Origin of the sequence: Paenibacillus gorillae, assembly GCF_000513275.1 — a bacterium.
Taxonomy (GTDB): domain Bacteria; phylum Bacillota; class Bacilli; order Paenibacillales; family Paenibacillaceae; genus Pristimantibacillus; species Pristimantibacillus gorillae.
Map to the genome: position 1 here is coordinate 41346 of NZ_CBVJ010000044.1, position 17671 is coordinate 59016.

15 protein-coding genes and 2 pseudogenes are annotated in these 17671 nt (G+C 51.0%); 4 read left to right on the top strand and 13 right to left on the bottom strand.

All coding sequences use genetic code 11. The annotated features are described in order from the left end of the window. Positions 1-2: 2 nt before the first annotated feature. The 4 genes from TY10_RS07915 (at position 3) to TY10_RS07930 (ending at position 3735) form a co-directional block, all read left to right on the top strand. On the top strand, positions 3-1223 hold the full coding sequence (locus TY10_RS07915) for a 2,3-diketo-5-methylthiopentyl-1-phosphate enolase (RefSeq protein ID WP_042162420.1): 1221 nt from the start codon (positions 3-5) through the stop codon (positions 1221-1223). Further along, positions 1223-1882: a 2-hydroxy-3-keto-5-methylthiopentenyl-1-phosphate phosphatase gene (locus TY10_RS07920; RefSeq protein ID WP_042162344.1), complete on the top strand. Its 660-nt coding sequence runs from the start codon at positions 1223-1225 to the stop codon at positions 1880-1882. The genes TY10_RS07915 and TY10_RS07920 overlap by 1 nt, the downstream gene beginning before the upstream one ends. A 69-nt stretch (positions 1883-1951) precedes the next feature. After that, positions 1952-2602, top strand: coding sequence for a methylthioribulose 1-phosphate dehydratase (gene mtnB / locus TY10_RS07925; RefSeq protein ID WP_042162346.1), 651 nt, complete (start codon positions 1952-1954; stop codon positions 2600-2602). A 146-nt stretch (positions 2603-2748) separates the two neighbouring features. Continuing rightward, positions 2749-3735 carry a MerR family transcriptional regulator gene (locus TY10_RS07930; RefSeq protein WP_052350432.1) on the top strand — a complete coding sequence of 329 codons (987 nt, stop codon included), beginning with the start codon at positions 2749-2751 and terminating at the stop codon, positions 3733-3735. Between the two features lie 54 nt (positions 3736-3789). On the opposite strand, the gene TY10_RS07935 is transcribed toward TY10_RS07930, so the two are convergent. The 13 genes and pseudogenes from TY10_RS07935 to panB all read right to left on the bottom strand — a co-directional run bounded on the left by TY10_RS07935 (position 3790) and on the right by panB (position 17410). Next, entirely contained in the window at positions 3790-4470 is a 681-nt protein-coding gene (locus tag TY10_RS07935; RefSeq protein WP_081735158.1) for a DnaD domain-containing protein, read from the bottom strand. 22 nt (positions 4471-4492) lie between these two features. Next, positions 4493-5698 (bottom strand): acetate/propionate family kinase, encoded by a 1206-nt coding sequence (locus tag TY10_RS07940; protein WP_042162425.1) that lies wholly within the window; start codon positions 5696-5698, stop codon positions 4493-4495. Next, positions 5698-6575: pseudogene (locus TY10_RS07945) on the bottom strand (3-hydroxyacyl-CoA dehydrogenase family protein). The gene TY10_RS07940 and the pseudogene TY10_RS07945 overlap by 1 nt, the downstream one beginning before the upstream one ends. 171 nt (positions 6576-6746) lie before the next feature. Further along, a pseudogene (locus TY10_RS07950) lies at positions 6747-8244 on the bottom strand (AAA family ATPase). Continuing rightward, positions 8237-8782: a hypothetical protein gene (locus tag TY10_RS07955; RefSeq protein ID WP_052350433.1), complete on the bottom strand. Its 546-nt coding sequence runs from the start codon at positions 8780-8782 to the stop codon at positions 8237-8239. The pseudogene TY10_RS07950 and the gene TY10_RS07955 overlap by 8 nt, the downstream one beginning before the upstream one ends. Before the next feature lie 117 nt (positions 8783-8899). Then, the gene (locus tag TY10_RS07960) at positions 8900-9490 is read right to left on the bottom strand and encodes a cell wall elongation regulator TseB-like domain-containing protein (RefSeq protein WP_042162348.1); all 591 of its coding nucleotides are present in this window, start codon (positions 9488-9490) and stop codon (positions 8900-8902) included. Continuing rightward, positions 9491-10798, bottom strand: coding sequence for an amidohydrolase (locus TY10_RS07965; protein ID WP_081735159.1), 1308 nt, complete (start codon positions 10796-10798; stop codon positions 9491-9493). Then, a complete protein-coding gene (locus TY10_RS07970) occupies positions 10779-11435 on the bottom strand; it encodes a redox-sensing transcriptional repressor Rex (protein WP_042162349.1) in 657 nt (218 codons plus the stop codon). The genes TY10_RS07965 and TY10_RS07970 overlap by 20 nt, the downstream gene beginning before the upstream one ends. Next, positions 11432-14308, bottom strand: coding sequence for an ATP-dependent DNA helicase DinG (gene dinG, locus TY10_RS07975; protein ID WP_042162351.1), 2877 nt, complete (start codon positions 14306-14308; stop codon positions 11432-11434). The genes TY10_RS07970 and dinG overlap by 4 nt, the downstream gene beginning before the upstream one ends. Positions 14309-14600: 292 nt before the next feature. Then, positions 14601-15101: a hypothetical protein gene (locus TY10_RS07985; RefSeq protein WP_042162355.1), complete on the bottom strand. Its 501-nt coding sequence runs from the start codon at positions 15099-15101 to the stop codon at positions 14601-14603. A 129-nt stretch (positions 15102-15230) separates the two neighbouring features. Beyond that, positions 15231-15614: an aspartate 1-decarboxylase gene (gene panD / locus TY10_RS07990; RefSeq protein WP_042162357.1), complete on the bottom strand. Its 384-nt coding sequence runs from the start codon at positions 15612-15614 to the stop codon at positions 15231-15233. Continuing rightward, on the bottom strand, positions 15607-16503 hold the full coding sequence (gene panC, locus TY10_RS07995; protein ID WP_042162359.1) for a pantoate--beta-alanine ligase: 897 nt from the start codon (positions 16501-16503) through the stop codon (positions 15607-15609). Before panC ends, panD begins: the two co-directional genes overlap by 8 nt. Then, positions 16478-17410, bottom strand: coding sequence for a 3-methyl-2-oxobutanoate hydroxymethyltransferase (gene panB, locus TY10_RS08000; protein ID WP_042162361.1), 933 nt, complete (start codon positions 17408-17410; stop codon positions 16478-16480). The genes panC and panB overlap by 26 nt, the downstream gene beginning before the upstream one ends. Positions 17411-17671 lie beyond the last annotated feature (261 nt).

The window sequence follows — 17671 nt, forward strand, 5'->3', positions numbered from 1 at the left end:
GTATGAGTCAAGTATGTATCGCGACTTACCGAAGCTTTGATGACAAAGCGGATTTTCATAAAAAAGCGCAATCCATTGCCGTTGGCCTGACGGTAGGCAGCTGGACGGATTTACCGGAAGCCCGCAAAGCGGAAATGGAAAAACACTTGGGCAAAGTGCTGTCGGTCGATGTTCATGAACCAGCCGGCGGTGAACGTTATGCCGACATTCGCATCGCCTACCCTGACATTAACTTCAGCCGCGATATCCCTGCGCTGCTCGTTACGATCTTCGGCAAGCTTTCCATGGACGGCAAGATTAAGCTGATCGATCTGGACGTATCGGAGCAATTTCAATCGGCATTCCCGGGCCCGGCCTACGGCTTGCAAGGTGTCCGTGATTTGCTTAGTGTACATGACCGCCCGCTGCTGATGAGTATTTTCAAATCGGTAGTCGGCCATGATCTGGCCAATCTGGAGGATCAGTTCTTCAAACAGGCTCTCGGCGGCGTCGATTTGATCAAGGACGATGAAATTTTGTTCGAAAATCCGCTGACCCCGCTGGAGAAACGCGTTGAAGTCTGTATGGCAGCTGCACAGCGCGCGCAGCAGGAAACAGGACAAAAGCTTCTCTATGCCGTAAACCTTACGGGGCCAACCTCACAGCTCGCGGACAATGCCCGCAAAGCGATCAATGCAGGCGCCAACGCCTTGTTGTTCAACGTGCTGGCCTACGGCTATGATGTATTGCATGAGCTGAGCAAAGACAGCTCTATCAACGTTCCGATCGCCGCGCATCCGGCTATGGCAGGCGCCTTCTACCCATCGCCGCATTACGGCATCGGTGCGTCGGTGCTGCTTGGCAAGCTGATGCGCCTAGCAGGCGCTGATCTCGTTCTCTTCCCTTCCCCTTACGGCTCGGTTGTAATGCCGAAGGAAGAGAATCTTGCAGTCAAGGATGCACTGCTCGCACCGTCGGACAAGCTGCGCACAAGCTTCCCTGTTCCGTCGGCAGGCATTCATCCGGGGCTCGTTCCGCTTATTTTACGCGACTTCGGCACCGACGTTGTCGTAAACGCTGGCGGCGGCATTCACGGCCATCCGATGGGCACAGCAGCCGGCGGTCAAGCGTTCCGCATCGCGATCGACGCTTCGCTTAACGGTACGCCGCTGCGCGAGGCAGCGGCAAAGCCGGGCAATGAGCCGCTGCAGGCGGCAATTGACGCATGGGGAGTAAAAGAATAATGACAGCAACCAAGAAACGCATCATCTTCTGCGACTTTGACGGTACCATTACGGTGAACGACAATATCATAGCTATCATCCGCCACTTCAACCCGCCGGGCTGGGAAGCGATCGCTACTAAAGTCATTGGTCAAGAAATTTCCATCCGCGACGGAGTCGGGCAAATGTTCCGGCTGCTGCCCTCTTCGATGCAGAAGGAAGTTGTGGAATTCGGCATTACGAATGCCAAAATCCGCGAAGGCTTCGCTGATCTGCTGGCTTACTGCAAAGAAGCGGATATCGAGTTTTATGTGACCAGCGGCGGCATCGAGTTTTTCGTCTATCCGATTCTGGAGCCGTTTGGCATTCCACAGGATCATATCTATTGCAATGGCAGCGACTTCAGCGGCGAGCACATCGAAATTACATGGCCGCATCCTTGCGACGGCAACTGTACCAATGATTGCGGCATGTGCAAGACGACGATCATGCGCCGTTTCCCGGATAGCGATTACGAGCGAATTCTCATCGGAGACAGCGTTACCGATTTTGAAGGAGCAAAGCTGGCAGATACGGTATTCTCCCGTTCTATTCTGACTGAGAAATGCCGTGAGCTTGGCTTGCCGCACTTCGAATTTCAAGATTTTCATGACGTGATTAAGCAGTTGAAGCAAGCCTAGCATTCTGCCTCTCTGCAGCGGAGAGGCATACACATAGAGTTGGATTTCAGGAAGGACGGTCATTCTAACATGGCTTATCAGAACGTAACTTTGGAACAGAAGCAACAAGCATTCGCGGAGCTGCGCGACGTGAAGGGACTATTCGCTTCACGCGGCTGGTTTCCGGGTACAAGCGGCAATCTCTCCGTTCGAGTCGGCGACTTTGCGGCTGATGATTTTCAATTCGCTGTAACCGCCAGCGGCAAGGACAAAACCGTCCATACGCCAGAGGATTATTTGATCGTTGATCAAAACGGCAAGCCGGTCGAAGCGACGATTCTGCGCCCTTCGGCTGAAACCCTTATTCATACAGAAATTTACCGTTTGACGGGTGCAGGAGCTATTTTCCACATTCATTCCGTCTATAATAGCATCGTCTCCGAATGGTTCTGGGACCGCAAAGCGGTTCCGGTCAAAGCGGTAGAGCTGATTAAAGGGTTGAATATCTGGGAAGAAGACGCTGAAATCGACATTCCGATCGTTTCCAACTTCGCAGAAATTCCGCGAATCGTTCCGGAAGTGACGGAGCGTCTCAATGCGAAGATTCCCGGCATTCTGCTCCGCAACCACGGTATCTATGCTTGGGGCGCCAATGCGTTCGAAGCAAAACGCCACTTGGAATCTTTCGAGTTCCTCTTTGAATACGTATACCGCCTAGAGCTTCTTAAAGGCAATAAATAAAACGACTCGGCCCCTATCGCATTCCTGCGTTAGGGGCCGAGTTCGTTCTTTGCACGGCAGTGCTCCCTCCAATCAAAACATTCAACCATTGACCTTGACGCTGCGTTAATGTATATAGTGAAGGAAAGAAAAGGCGGTGAGCTGGAATGAAAGTACATGTAGCGGCCAAACAGCTTGGCGTCACGCCTCGCGCATTGCGCTTTTACGAAGAAAAAGGGCTGCTGAAGCCGAGAAAAGAAGAAGAAAACGGCTACCGCGACTATAGCGAGGACAATATCAATCAGCTGCGCTGGATCATTGCACTGCGGGAGCTGGGTCTTCCCGTTACAGCCATCGGCAAAGTGCTCGAAGCCTTGGCTCTGGACGTCGAACAGACTGATCCGGCTGGCAGTGACAACTTTATTCGCCAAGCCGATGAGGTGCGGGCCGAGCTGTATGCCGAATGGATCGAGCAAGGACGGCGGCTGCAAGCGCTCGACAGATCGATAGCGGTCTGGCGTTCACAGCAGTCCGCCCCAGATCTTGAGGCAGCTGAATCAAGCACGCTGCAGCTCAAACAATCCCGAATCGAGCGGATGACCTGGAGCGACCGGTGGCATTATGATGAGCTGGCTCTTGTTCATGGCCAAGACGCTCCTCTCGCAGCGCTGGCCAGTGAGCTTACTCTAAAGCAATACGAAAACGCGCTGCTCCAAATTGTCGAATGGCTCGATCCCAGGCCGCAGGAGTCAGGTTTGGAGCTGGGGGCGGGAACTGGCAACCTGACAGCGCTCCTAATCGCTCAGGGAGCTGTTGTGACGGCTATAGAGCAATCACAGGAAATGCTCGCCGTGCTGCGCGCACGGCTTCCAGCAGCAGAGCCTCGTCTTGGCAATCTGCTCACGCTGCCGGTCTCTGGTCCCTCTTACCGCTTCATCGCCTCCAGCTTCGCTTTCCGCCATCTGGAGCCTAATCAGCTGCTTCTTGCCCTAATAGAAGCCGACCGCGTTCTGCTGCCCGCAGGGAGACTCGCCATAGCCGACCGCCACGATACAGTCTCCCCGCTTCGACGCTGGCTGGAAGAGCATAACTACTCCATCGTTACCGAAATATTGGATGGCGGCCTTATGCTGTTATACGCAGTAAAACCCTAGCCAATAGGCCAGGGCTTTACTGCAGTGTTACTATTATACTTGTGTTGATTATTACTAACCGCGACCGCCTCTGAATTTCTGGGTGAACGCTCTCGCCTCATCCACATTCGTTACGCGATTACGGCCCCATTCGAACAAAATCCGGTCTATATAGCGTAAGTTAAGCTTGCCCGCAAAAACGGCTTCCTTCAGGGCAAAGCGGATTAGCTCGTCCGGATACCGGTCCTGATCGAGCCAAGTGCTGATCGTCTCGCATTCCATCGGCGACAGCAGCCGTCCGAATTCCTGCTCATAGACGGAGAACAAATTTTTCGGATCAACAGACCGCTTTGGCGTCTTGCGCTCCGCCCGTCTCGTGTCCCGCTTCTCGCCTGCAGCCCATTCCGCTGCCTTCAGCAGCCAGCCGCTCCAGTTGTATTGCTCGGATTGAATGCCGGTCTCCGCATCGATCTGATCGTCGATTGCCAGAAACCCTTCCTTCATCAATTTCCCCAAATGCTGCTCCGCCTTCTGACCCGTTATGCCAAGCCTGTCAGCGAGTTGGACAGGTGTCGGGAATTCGATGCCTTCATTGTCCCTGAACAGCATCAGCTGAAGAAGAAGCATCGCCTCCGTGTCGGACAGTCCCAACTGGCGATAGGAACGCAGCAAAAGCGCCGACACCTGAATGCCGCCTTCATTCAATACGGCAGCCATTCCCCTCGAGTACGCTTTCCACATATCGTCATTGCTCACTGTCCTCAGATCCTCTCTATTCCTATACTGTTGCTTGCACGATCCGGTACGTGTCACGCGCAATGATCAGCTCTTCATTCGTCGGAACGACCAGAACCTTGATGCGCGAGCTATCTGTCGAGATGTAACGGGGATGCTTGCTCCGTTCTGCATTGCGGTTTTCATCCAACTCTACGCCAAGGAACGTTAGACCTTCACAAACCGCCTTCCGCAATACAGCGGAATTCTCGCCTACACCTGCAGTGAAAATCAGCGTATCCAAGCCATTCATAGCCGCAGCGTAAGCTCCGATATATTTGCGCATGCGATATGTGTACATGTCAAAAGCAAGCTGGGCGTTACGATCGCCGTCTGCTATAGCCTCCTGCACCTCGCGCATGTCGCTGCTGACGCCCGAAATCGCCAGCATGCCGCTATGCTTGTTCAACATGGAATTCACTTCGTTCAGCGTCAGCTCTTCCTTATTCATAACATAAGGAACGATAGCCGGATCAAGGTCGCCGCTTCGTGTGCCCATCATCAGACCTTCAAGCGGTGTCATCCCCATGCTTGTATCGAATGATTTGCCGTCTTTAATAGCCGTACAGCTTGCGCCGTTGCCGATATGACAGGATACGATCTTAAGCGATTCAAGCGGTGCACCAAGAAACTCGGCAGCCTGCTCGCTTACATACTGATGCGATGTGCCGTGGAAGCCGTAACGGCGCACTTTATGGCGGCGATACAGCACCTTCGGAATCGGGTACAGATACGATGTTTCCGGCATCGTCTGATGGAAGGCCGTATCGAAGACAACGACCTGCGGGATATTCGGCATATTCGTCTCCACTGCCAAAATCCCCATCATATGAGCCGGATTGTGAAGCGGCGCCAGATCGAACAGCTTGCGGATCTCCAGCTTCACTTCATTTGTAACGAGTACGGAAGATTTGAACACTTCGCCTCCGTGTACAACGCGATGGCCTACAGCCTGAATCTCGCTCATCGATTTGAGTGCGCCGTATTCCGGATGCATAAGAGCCGCCAGCACTTTTTTAACCGCGGAGACATGGTCCAGAATTTCATCAACAGTGCGTACCTCCGGCTTGTCAGCCGGCTCATGCGTCACAATGGAGGAGTCCATTCCGATTCGCTCGACACGGCCGCTTGCCAGTACCGATTCATCTTCCATATTGTACAGCTGATATTTCAACGAGGAGCTCCCGGCATTAATTACGAGTACTTTCATCATAGCAGTCGGTCTCCATCCTTATCGTATTTGAAAAAGCCTACGCCTGATTTAGCGCCCAGATGTCCTGCGCGGACCATTTTCTTCAGCACGATGGACGGACGGTATTTCAGCTCGCCGTATTCGCGGAACATGCGCTCAAGCGCTGCCAGCACCGAATCGAGACCGAAACGGTCAGCCATTTCGAACGGTCCGTGCTGGAAGGAATAACCGATGCGCATCGCGCTGTCGATATCCTCTGCTGAGGCGACCCCTTCTTCCAGAACGTGAAGCGCTTCATTGATGAAGAGGCAGATCAGTCTGGAGGTGACGAAACCTGGTGACTCAAATACCATAACGCCATTTTTTGTTAATAACGTTCTCCACGAAAAAACTTTGTACGGGCAAACGTATCCTCAGAAGTTTTCAATCCACGTACAATCTCAACCATATTGATCTTGAATACCGGATATATGAAATGCAAGCCAATGACCCGTTCCGGGCGGCTGGCTACGCTTGCGAGCTCCGTCAAACTGAGCGTTGATGTGTTGCTGGCCAGAATGACATCAGGACCGCAAATGCGGTCAAGCTGTTCAAACACCGCTTTTTTGCTATCCAAGTCTTCTGTAATGGTCTCGATGACCAGCTCGCAATCCGTTAAGCCGTCGTAGCTCTCGCCAAACTGGATACGATTGAAGATGGACTTTTTCTCCGCTTGTGTGAGGGCCCATTTCTCGATCTGCTTGTCCAAGCTTAGTTCGATCATTTCCTTGCCGTATATTAATCGTTCGGATGATATTTCGATCAGGTAAACATCCAACCCGTTTGATGCGAGCATCTCGGCAATGCCTTGGCCCATTGTGCCGGCACCGATTACTCCAACTTTTTTAATTGACATAGTTCTCTCCTTGTTTGGCTTTATCCTCTCGCAGCTGCTTTCGTCCGCAGCTGTGGGGTAGCCTTTATCTTCATCTTCTTTCCCGGCATATATATGCCACCTTTCATTATAACGAATTTTAGTAAAAAAAGAAGGCAGACGGGGCGTCTGCCTTCAAATTGTTGAAAATAGTTACGCGCTTTGCGACAGTTTGGTGAGCAAGCTCCGGAAATCGTCACCGCTTATCGTTTCTTCACGTATAACCACATCTAACGCATCAACAAAAACCTGCCGTTTAGCTGTTAGCATTTCCTTCGTACGGGCCATCAACTCGTCCAGAATCGAGCGGTTAACTTTCGCCCAGCTTTCCGGCGTCATCATCTGTGCATCGATAATGCCAAGCTCCGTCAAGCCCGATTCCACAAGCGTCCGCACAATGCTCATGGCCTGTTCGAAATCGTTACGAGAACCCGTGCTTCGTCCGCCGTAAAAAATCTCTTCCGCGGCAGCCCCGCCTAGGGCGATCATAATTTGACTGTCCAAAAAATCTCGCGTATACAAATATTTATCCTGCTGCGGATTATGCCTTACATAGCCAAGCGCCTGTCCGCGCGGCGACAATGCCACCTGCGATACGCTGCCCGGGCGTACAAGCTCCGCTGCAATGGCATGTCCAAGCTCATGCAGGGCGACGCGCTCACGCTCTTCTTTTGTCGCTTCGCGGTCGGTCTTCTCGCCCATCATCACCTTATCGATCGCCATCGCCAAGTGCTGCTCGCCAATAAGCGCGCTGTCTTCGCGCATCGCATAGATCGCGCCTTCATTCATGACGCTCTCCAGCTGCGCGCCAGAAAATCCGAAGGATTCGGAAGCTATGCGCTCCAGATCAATAGCCGAATCAAGCGGCTTGTTCGCTGCGTGCAGCTTCAGAATATGAAGCCGGCCTTTCTTATCTGGCAGCTCTACGCCGATATGGCGGTCGAACCGGCCCGGGCGAAGCAAAGCGCTGTCAAGCATTTCCTTGCGGTTCGTTGCAGCGATAATTAAAATGCGCGGCGCTTCATCCGAACGAATACCGTCCATTTCTGTTAGCAGCTGATTCAGCGTCTGATCATACTCACGATGCTGCCCGCCATCCCGTTTACCGCCGATAACGTCGATCTCATCGATAAAGATTACGGCATTGCTTTTGCCTGCATTTTTTCGCCTTCTGACGCGCTTCTTTGAACATGTCGCGGATACGCCCAGCACCGACACCAACATACATTTCAACAAATTCACTGCCGGAAGCAGCCAGATAGATAGAATCCGTATACGTAGCCGCCGCTTTCGCCATCAGCGTCTTGCCTGTTCCGGGAGGACCCGTCAGCAATATGCCCTTCATTGGACGAATGCCCAGCTTCTTAATTTCCTCATGCTTAACCAGGAAGTCAAGCGCCTCGATCAGCTCCGATTTGGCGCGTTCCTGTCCGCCGATCTGTTCAAAGCTCATCGTAGACTTGGAAAGTTCCATTCTTTGCTTACCGCCCTGTGCGGCAGCCATACGGCCTCGTCCCCGATAAGCAAACGCAACGCCCGCTGCCAAAGCAGCGAGCAGCAAGAAAGGCATCACATTAACACCTGCTACAATCAAGAACACCAGCAGCACAGGCACAAAACCTATTAGCAGCTCCATCCAATATTTACGCATGAGCGGACACCTCCAGCATCACTGGCGTACGAGGCAATACGACATACTTACGGTTGGCGCCGTCCATAATCGTAATATAGACGTTATTTTCATCCATCTCCGTATTCGTAGTTATACCTGCGTGCTCCTCTGAAATCCGGTTCATCGCTTTCGGAATATCCGAGTATGCCTTCGTCTCCATCGCCTGCGCGACGTCAAACAGAACGGTCGACCACAATTTGTCCAGCTTGTCATTCGATTTCGCATTATCTATATTCAGCTTTAGCTCCTTGCTGCCGATTACGTCTTTTCCATTCTGCTGTATGGCATCATATACCTGCTTCAAGCTGGCATCCGGTTTGAGCGTCAACGAGATCGATACGCGATCCCGGTCGATAACTGGCGCTTGCGCCGATTCAATGCCCGCTACACCTTGAACCGCTTTATCCAGTGGCGCTTCCAATGCAACTTTATTATAGAGCAGCCAGCCCCCGAACAAGACGAGTGCGGTAGCCGCAGCAGTAAGCAATACGGGAATGATTTTAATTTTATGCAACAATGAAAAATCCCCCTTCCAACGCAATATGTTATACGACGCGTATATCATTTCTGCTATACGAAAGTATATCATGGTTTGACGTTGATTAGGGGGTGTAAAAACAGGAAACAGACCCTGCTAGGCGGAAATCCGCGCTGGCAATCGGTACTCCGTTAGGAATGATCCGTCACGAAAACGGTAAAATTCATAGTAATATTTCGTTGTATGCTCCTCGCGGGAAAAGTAAATCTCCCAGACAGGCTCGCCATTTAGCATACCCGGCTGCATTCGCTTGATTTCGGCATCTGGCTTGGCCTGCAGAAAGCTTTCTCTAATCGCATCTTTACTTGCCGCTTCCGAGGCTTTAATGATTAACGGCGGTACTGCATCCGTTTTAACCGAGCCCTCCGCTGCACCATTGCCGGCCCCAGCCTCTGATTTTTCTGGAACAGCCATCCATACGTACACATCAGTATCCGTTTCGTCTGTCCCTTCAACGACCCAATATGCTTGATCCCAGACATGCTTCGTTGCTTTCGTCACACTCTTCAACTGGGCAGCTTCGACTACCTCTTTGCGAATCGAAGCTTCTTGCGACCAGTAAGGAAGCTGGACCGAACGATAATAAATAAATATCGCAACAAGCAGTGCAAGTATGAGCAGACTGGAGAGAGTCAGCCACCGCTTGGCCGACATGAACGGCTTACGTTTTTTCGTTACGGCTCTCATCTATCCGTTCAGCAGCCGATCAAAGCTGGCTGCTGCCTCGTAGCGGATTTTTTCCTCATCCAGCTGAGTACATTGGCCATTTTTAACAACTTGGCGTCCATCCACCCAGACATGCTTCACATCGCGGCCAGAGCCGCTGTATACGAGGTGAGATACGATATCAGTCTGCGGGTAGAAATGCGGCTGCTCCAAATCGATCGCAATGAAATCTGCCTTCATCCCTTCTGACAGGGTGCCAAGCTGGCCTTCCTGCCAGATCGATTTCGCGCCGTATACCGTACCCATGCGCAGAGCCTCAATGGCCGGAATGACCGTCGGATCTCCGCTTACGCCTTTGTGCAGCAAGGCTGCGAATTTAATTTCTTTAAACAAATCCAAGTTGTTGTTACTCGCCACACTGTCCGTACCAAGCGACACCGTTACGCCTGCGCGCAGAAGCTCAGGAACGCGTGCCACGCCGCTTGCAAGCTTTAAGTTGCTTACAGGATTATGGGATACAGCAACGTTGCGTTCTGCAAGCAAAGCGATCTCATCATCCGTCAAATGGACGGCATGCGCGACAAGCGATGGACGGGAGAAGAAGCCGAGCTTGTCCAAGTGCTCAACCGGACGCAAGCCGTAATCACGAACATTTTGCTCCACTTCCGCAATCGTCTCCGACATATGCGTATGCAGCGGAAGATCATAGTCATGCGCGGCTTGGACAAATTTCTCGATATATTCCGGAGGGCAAGTGTAAGGAGCATGCGGCGAGATCATCGTCGTAATACGGCCGTCCGCTTTGCCGTTCCAGTCACGTGCGAACGCGATTGCTTCTGCCAGCTTCGCCTGCTGCACGTCTTCTGGACACAGACCGATAACGCCTCGCGTCAAGACGCCGCGAATACCCGACTGCTCTACCATTTGTGCAACTTGATCCATCCGGTCGTACATGTCGACGAAAGCAGTCGTTCCGCTTTTCAGCATCTCGACGATGGCAAGCGCGCTTCCCGCACGAGTATCTTTATCGACATATTTAGCTTCCATCGGCCACATCTTTTGCTCCAGCCATACCTGCAGGTTCTGGTCGTCGGAGTAGCCGCGAAGCAGCGTCATCGCTGCATGACCGTGCGTATTAATAAGGCCTGGCATAAAGGCAAGCTTGCTGCCGTCGATTCGCTCAGCGTCCGGGGACAGCTCCGCCGGGTTAGGAGCATCTGTACCGATATAGGTAATCCGGTCATCCGTCACTACCATATGACCGCGAAATTGCAAAGCGCTATCGTTCATCGGAATAAACAATCCGTTATCAATCCAAATTTGACTCATCGATCCCGTTCCTCTCTCGTTCCAAATAATAAGCAAGGCTTAACAGCTCTTGCGTGAAATCGGCATGATGAATACGTACCTCATCCGGCACCCTCAGAATAGCGGGCGCGAAGTTCAAGATGCCTTCGACGCCCGCTTCCACAAACAGGTTAGCGACGTTTTGCGCTTCGAATGCCGGTACGGTAATGATGCCGATCCGGATGCCGAGCTGCTTGACCGTCGCTTTGAGCGCATCCATCGGGAGCACCGATAAATTGTTGATTTGGCTTCCGATTTTACTCGGATGGGCATCAAAGACGGCGACGATCTTCATGTTGTCTTTCGAATATTTATTATAATTGCACAGGGCATGGCCCAAATTTCCCGCTCCAACGAGCGCGACATTAATCACTTGATCCAGCTTTAAGATTTGATTGATTTTGTCCATCAGATAGGAAACGTCATAACCGATACCCTTGCGCCCGAAATCGCCGAAGTAAGCTAAATCCTTCCGGATTTGTGCGGGATTCAAATCGAGCTTCAGACCAAGATCCTGCGAGGAAATCGTTTGGATTTCCCGGTGCTGAAGCTCTTTGAGCACCTGCAAATAGATCGGCAGCCTTCGAACGACCGCTTCCGATATTTTCGTGTGCTTCATTTGCTTGCTCCTTCCATCTCAGCTGGGGATTCAGCCAGCCATTCCCGAATTCTTGGCACCATCAAATCGGTATGCATCGTTTCGATTTTCGGTCCGGGAAGCGAATATAGAAAATGCTTTCCGTAGTACGTGTCGATGACCCTCGTATCATATAAAATGACGATGCCTTTGTCATTCGCCGTACGCACAAGACGGCCAAAGCCTTGTTTGAAACGGATGACCGCCTGTGGAATAGACAGCTTCATGAACGGATTCTGCTTTTGCTTTTGCAGCAGCTCCGATTTCGCCTCCACTAGCGGATGATTCGGCGGCTGGAACGGAAGTCTGACGATCGCCAGACAAGTAAGCGCATCCCCTGGAATGTCTACGCCTTCCCAGAAGCTGCTCGTGCCGAGCAGTACCGACTCCGGCTGCTGCGTGAATCTGCGTGTCAGCTTGGTCCGGTTGCCGCTGTCAATTCCCTGTCCAATGACTTGAATGCCTTTCCCGGCTAATGCTTCCTTCAATGGCTCATACGTTTGCTTAAGCATCCGGTAAGAGGTGAACAAGACTAACATTCTGCCTTTCGTCTCGATCGCCGTCTCCGCAAGCGACTGCACCAGCATAGATACAAATTGAGGATCGCCGGAGGCGCCTTTCATCGTAGGGAAATTACGCGGAATCATGACCAGCGCCTGTTGCCGATAATTGAATGGTGATGGCAGCTGAACGGTTTTTAGACGGTTGCTCGCTTCAAAGCCTTCCAGCCCCAGCTGCTCTTCTGCATACTGGAATGATTTTTGCACGGATAAAGTCGCCGAGGTCATGACAATGCTATCTTTAACGTTGAAGAAATATTGCTGAAGCTGACGACTCACATCGATTGGTACTGCATACAATTGAACCGACCTGTAGCGGTATTGAGCACTTGCTTCAATCCAGAAGACATCGGTCGACTGATCGATCTTCATAAATTGCTTCAAATCATCTTTAATCCGCGTCAAATCACGCAAAGCGCCGTTCAAATCGGTTACAAGACCCTGTATGCCAGTATCATCCACTTTGTCTTTGATGCTGGCGCTCATTTTCTCTCCCAAGCGAATGACACGGCTGATCTCTGAAGATACGTTGCCCTCAACAGTAACCGCATCTTCCCAGCCTGAGGGCATGTTTTCGCTGCGCAGACGGCAGACAGAGGATTGCCCGTTCTCCGTATTACCCTCGACGGACGTGCCAACAAAGCTATACATCAGTTCAAACATCTTCTCCCAATGCTCTTTAATTTCACTAAACACCGGAATAATCGTATCAATTGTCTCCACCCAAGACTCCGAATACTCATGTCCTTCCTGCTGCAGACGATGGCGCAAGGTAGGCAGCAGCCCTGTCCGGGCGTCTTTGAACAAACGTGTTGTCGTATGTGATAACGAAAAATAATTGATCTGCATGCCCAAATGCTTGCTTGCCACTTCTTCGACATGATGGGCTTCATCAATGATCAGATGATTATAAGTCGGCAGCAAACGGTGATCGGCTTGCACGTCTGTAAACAGCATGGAGTGGTTCGTGATGCATACGTCGGCAATGTTAGCCTCATGCTTGGCGCGATGATAATAGCATCGTTTGAACCACGGACAAGCCCGATTTAGACAGGAATCTGCATCGCTTGCAACAGTGGACCAGAAATCGGCGCCTTTGCCGCCGAAATTAAGCTCTTCCTGATCACCCGTTTCCGTCTCGCCGAGCCACACAACCATTTGCGATGCGGTAATGGCGTCATCCACCGGAGCCGCCATATCCTTTGTATTAATTTTACTTTCAAATTTGCGCAGACACAAATAATTGCCCCGCCCCTTGAAGATGGAAGCCCGAAATTCGAACGGCAGCACATCTTTCAGCAAAGGAACGTCGCGATGACGCAATTGTTCCTGCAAATTGATCGTATGCGTACTAATGACGATTTTCTTCTCTTCCTTCACGCCATAATAGAGAGAAGGAATTAAGTAGCCTAATGACTTGCCTGTTCCTGTCCCTGCTTCAATCAGCAGATGACGGTCGCTTTGCAATGATTCGAATACTTCGCGGAACATCGTTGTTTGCGCTTCACGCTCTTCGTAATTCGGAAATTTTTCGATAAAGCGCTGCTTGATGCTGTCCAAATATTGCTCGAATGACATATCGCTGAGCGCATCTTCAATCGAATCGGTACGAGCAGGCTGCTCCTCCGTCCACTCCCCTGCTTTCATGGCGAACTGGTTGAAATATTGATACGCATTCAAATCGATAGCGGACTGCTGCTCAGCTTGCTGAAGCGTCAAGGCGAGAAACCAGCTCAAATCAGAGCCGTTATCCACAAGAAAAGATAGCCGCTGCAAAGTAAGCAGCGGCAATTGGCGCAGCTTCCGGACCGATTCAGCGAATAGCTTCGCCGTGGCCATCGCATCGCTGTCAGCACGATGATGCTGGTCATGTGTGATGCCAAACAGTTCGGAAACCGCACCTAGCTGGTACGTCGTAATGGAAGGATATAAAATACGAAGCAGCTCTATGGTGTCCAGTCTGCGGCCAGCAAACGTATGATAACCGCAACGGTCTAATGCCTGATTAAGAAAACCTGCGTCAAAATTAACGTTATGGGCGACCAACACTGCATCATCCAAATAAGGAATCATCTGCATCAGAACCTCATCCAGTTCTGGCGCATCCGCTACAAGACCGGCATCAATGCCGGTAAGCTGTGTTATAAAAGCAGGAATTTCGATGGTCGGGCGCACGAATGAATTAAAGCTGTCTACAATGTCGAGCTCGTCATTGACAATGACGAGACCGACCTGCAGAATCTCATCGCTAATGCTATGCCCTGTCGTTTCCAAGTCCAATACTGCATATTTCATTGTAATGACCGATCTCCTCACAAGCAGCAAAGCTCGGTGCTTCCAAAAAACAAAGACAATTGCTGCGGCGTTTCTTTACAACATTTCAAGTTGGTGAGCGAATCCTTAAAGCTTGGGCATGTCTCGTGAGCCTTCAGAAAAAACTGCTCCGCATGCTCCATGTTCATGTGAACCGCTTGAATGCACCCAAGGGCATTATAGCCTAAAGCACGCCATTTGGGATAGTCCGTTAACGCAACTAACAGCTGAAAATGCCGCTGCGCTTCGCTCCATTCTTGAAGATGCATATAAGTCATCGCAAGAAACAAGCGTGCCAAATTGCATTCCGGAATTTGACTGACCACTTTTTGAAATTGCGATGCCGCGTTGGTGAACATGAAAAAAGTTTATAATAGCCTTGTCCTTTGGATAGCAGCTCCGCCGTTTCGTACGGAACCTCCATATTCAACTCCGCATCATACAGCTGCTGGTCATTCATAGTCCCGGCTTCGGGAATGACGCCAGCTTCTTCAACAGTGGCAACGGCAAGCGGCTGTGCATACACCGCCATCGCCGGGGTTACTACAGAAGCAGCAGCCTTCATAACTGCTTCTGTCAAATTCTGATCCCATTCCAGCAAACCGGATAGCTTCTCCTCGAAATCAATCCATTGCTCCACGAGCGAATCACTCATTTGCTTCAGCATCTGAATTTGTTCATCATACTGAAGCTTTTGCGCACCTACGGCATTCGGATAATTACAAATGAGCTGATCCAGCATTTCATTCATCGAATCGAATAGATGTTGAAACATGGTCGCATCCCGCCTTCACCAAAGAATTGAGGAGTGATATGCTCATTCTTTGTTTCGGGGGTGCTTTTCATACCCGGTGCCAGCCGTTACATAGCGCTGGAACTAAGCAGATTTGCCAGCCTCAAGGTATTAAATGATGGTCGCATGAATTTCCTCAGTCAAGCTTTTGAGCGGACGGTTGTCGCTGTCCAGAATCGTAACAATCGGCTTATGACTGCGGGCTTCCTCGTTGCTCATGGAAGCGTACGAAATAATGATCACCTGATCCCCAGGCTGCACTTGACGGGCTGCTGCGCCGTTCAGGCAAATAACGCCGGAGCCGCGCTTGCCGGTAATGACGTACGTCTCAAACCGGGCGCCATTATTGTTGTTAACGATTTGCACCTTTTCATTTTCCCATATATCGGCCGCATCCATCAAATTCTCATCGATCGTAATGCTTCCCACGTAATTCAAATTCGCCTCGGTTACCGTGGCGCGGTGAAGCTTAGATTTCATCATTGTTCTATACATGGTAGTCACCTCCGGAGGAACCAAACAAATGATTGTCAATTAATCGGGTAGATCCAAACTTTACGGCTAACGCCAAAATATAACGTTCCGATTCCAAGCGGATCGGCTCAGATGAGTCCATTGGCTGAAGACTTGGATACCGCAGCCACTCGACATAATCGATATCGGCTAGCGGTGCTTGTTGAATCCGGTCTGTAACGCGCTTTACGAGCTCCTCAGCGTTCATATCCGGCTTGCTAACCCATTCCGCGGCCTGATCAAGCGATTGCGACAATACGATCGCTTGCTGACGCTGCTCGGCCGTCAAATAGACATTGCGCGAGCTAAGCGCAAGCCCGTCCGGTTCGCGAAGCGTTGGACAAGGAACGATAGTAACTGGAAAATTCAAATCATCGGTCATTTGCTGAATGACAGCAACCTGCTGTGCATCCTTCATTCCGAAATAAGCGCGATTCGGCTGTGCCAGATGGAACAGCTTGCTGACAACGGTGCCTACTCCGTCGAAATGTCCTGGTCTGGAAGCACCACAGAGCCGGTCCGTTAGCTGGTTCACAAGGACAGTTGTCAGAGGCTTCGTCGGATACATCACATCGACCGTCGGCAGAAAGGCAATATCGATTCCGTTCTGCTCCGCCAGAGCCAGGTCCCGTTCCTCGTTGCGCGGATAACGTTCAAAGTCTTCATTGGGACCAAATTGCAGCGGATTGACAAAAATCGATAAAATGGTTAAACCGTTCTCTTCCGCGCTTTTTCTCATTAGACTGGCATGCCCTTCATGCAAATACCCCATCGTTGGCACAAGCCCTACAGATGCTTTGCTTCCGGACAACTGCGATTTCCCCTCAATAAGAGCGGCACGCAGCTCAGCTATGGTTCGACACACGATCACGCTTGTCTTGCCCCTCTCCCTTGATATCGTCTCCGGAATTCTTGATTGCGGCTGCGGAACCGTAAAGTTGCGTTACCTGCTCCTGTTTGTCCGCGTTTAGAACACCAAATGAATGCTCCTCAGCCGGAAAAGCTTTTGTTTTCACTTCATCCACATAGGATTTTATCGCATTGCGAATCGATTCCCCTGCGTTTGTATAGGTTTTAACCATTTTTTTCTCGTAGTACGGCGAGGAATATTGAATGAGATCATGGTAGACCAGCACTTGTCCGTCGCAGCCCCGGCCTGCCCCGATACCAATTGTCGGTATAGAAAGCTCTTTGCTGATTGCTTCCGCCAGCGGTTCTGTAACCAGTTCCAGCACAATTGCGAATGCGCCAGCCTTTTCAAGCGCTTTGGCATCTTCCATCAGCTTAGCCGCTTCGCGGTCCAGCTTACCCTGTACCCGGAACCCGCCTAACTGGTGAACGGACTGAGGCGTCAGGCCGATGTGTCCCATTACCGGAATGCCCGCCTGAACTAACGCTGTCACATCCTCAGTGATTTCACTTCCGCCTTCCAGCTTAAGCGCCTGCGCTCCGCCTTCCTGCATCAGTCTGGCTGCGTTGCGCATCGTCGCTTCCCGTCCGATTCCATAAGTCATGAAGGGCATGTCAGTCACGACAAATGTCTGCTTGGCTCCTCTCATGACCGCCTTCGTATGATAAATCATATCTTCCAGCGTGACAGGAATCGTCGTGTCATAGCCCAGAACGACATTGCCCAGCGAGTCGCCGACAAGAATCACATCAATTCCCGCTTCCTCTGACAAAATGGCCGACGGATAGTCGTATGCAGTCAGCATGGAAATCGGATCACCTTTTTGCTTCATGGTCTTTAATGCGGTTATTGTTAACCGTTTCCTCATTACGCTTCATTCCCTTCAGTGCTTAGGATAAACACAAAAAAACCTTTTAGCCGCTGCTAAAAAGGTCCTCGAACGAAAAAGGAAACGATAGCTTGTTATTGGCTTCCTTCTGTCTCGGTCCCTACGGCTCAGAGCAGAGTGTTGTTGCATGCCTTGCTTGTCAAAACTTGCTTGTATGAATGCAGCGAGTACAGCTCCTCCATGAGAATGCCGTCTGCTACATTCATAGTATCAAAAAAACCAGCATTCGTAAATGTGTCG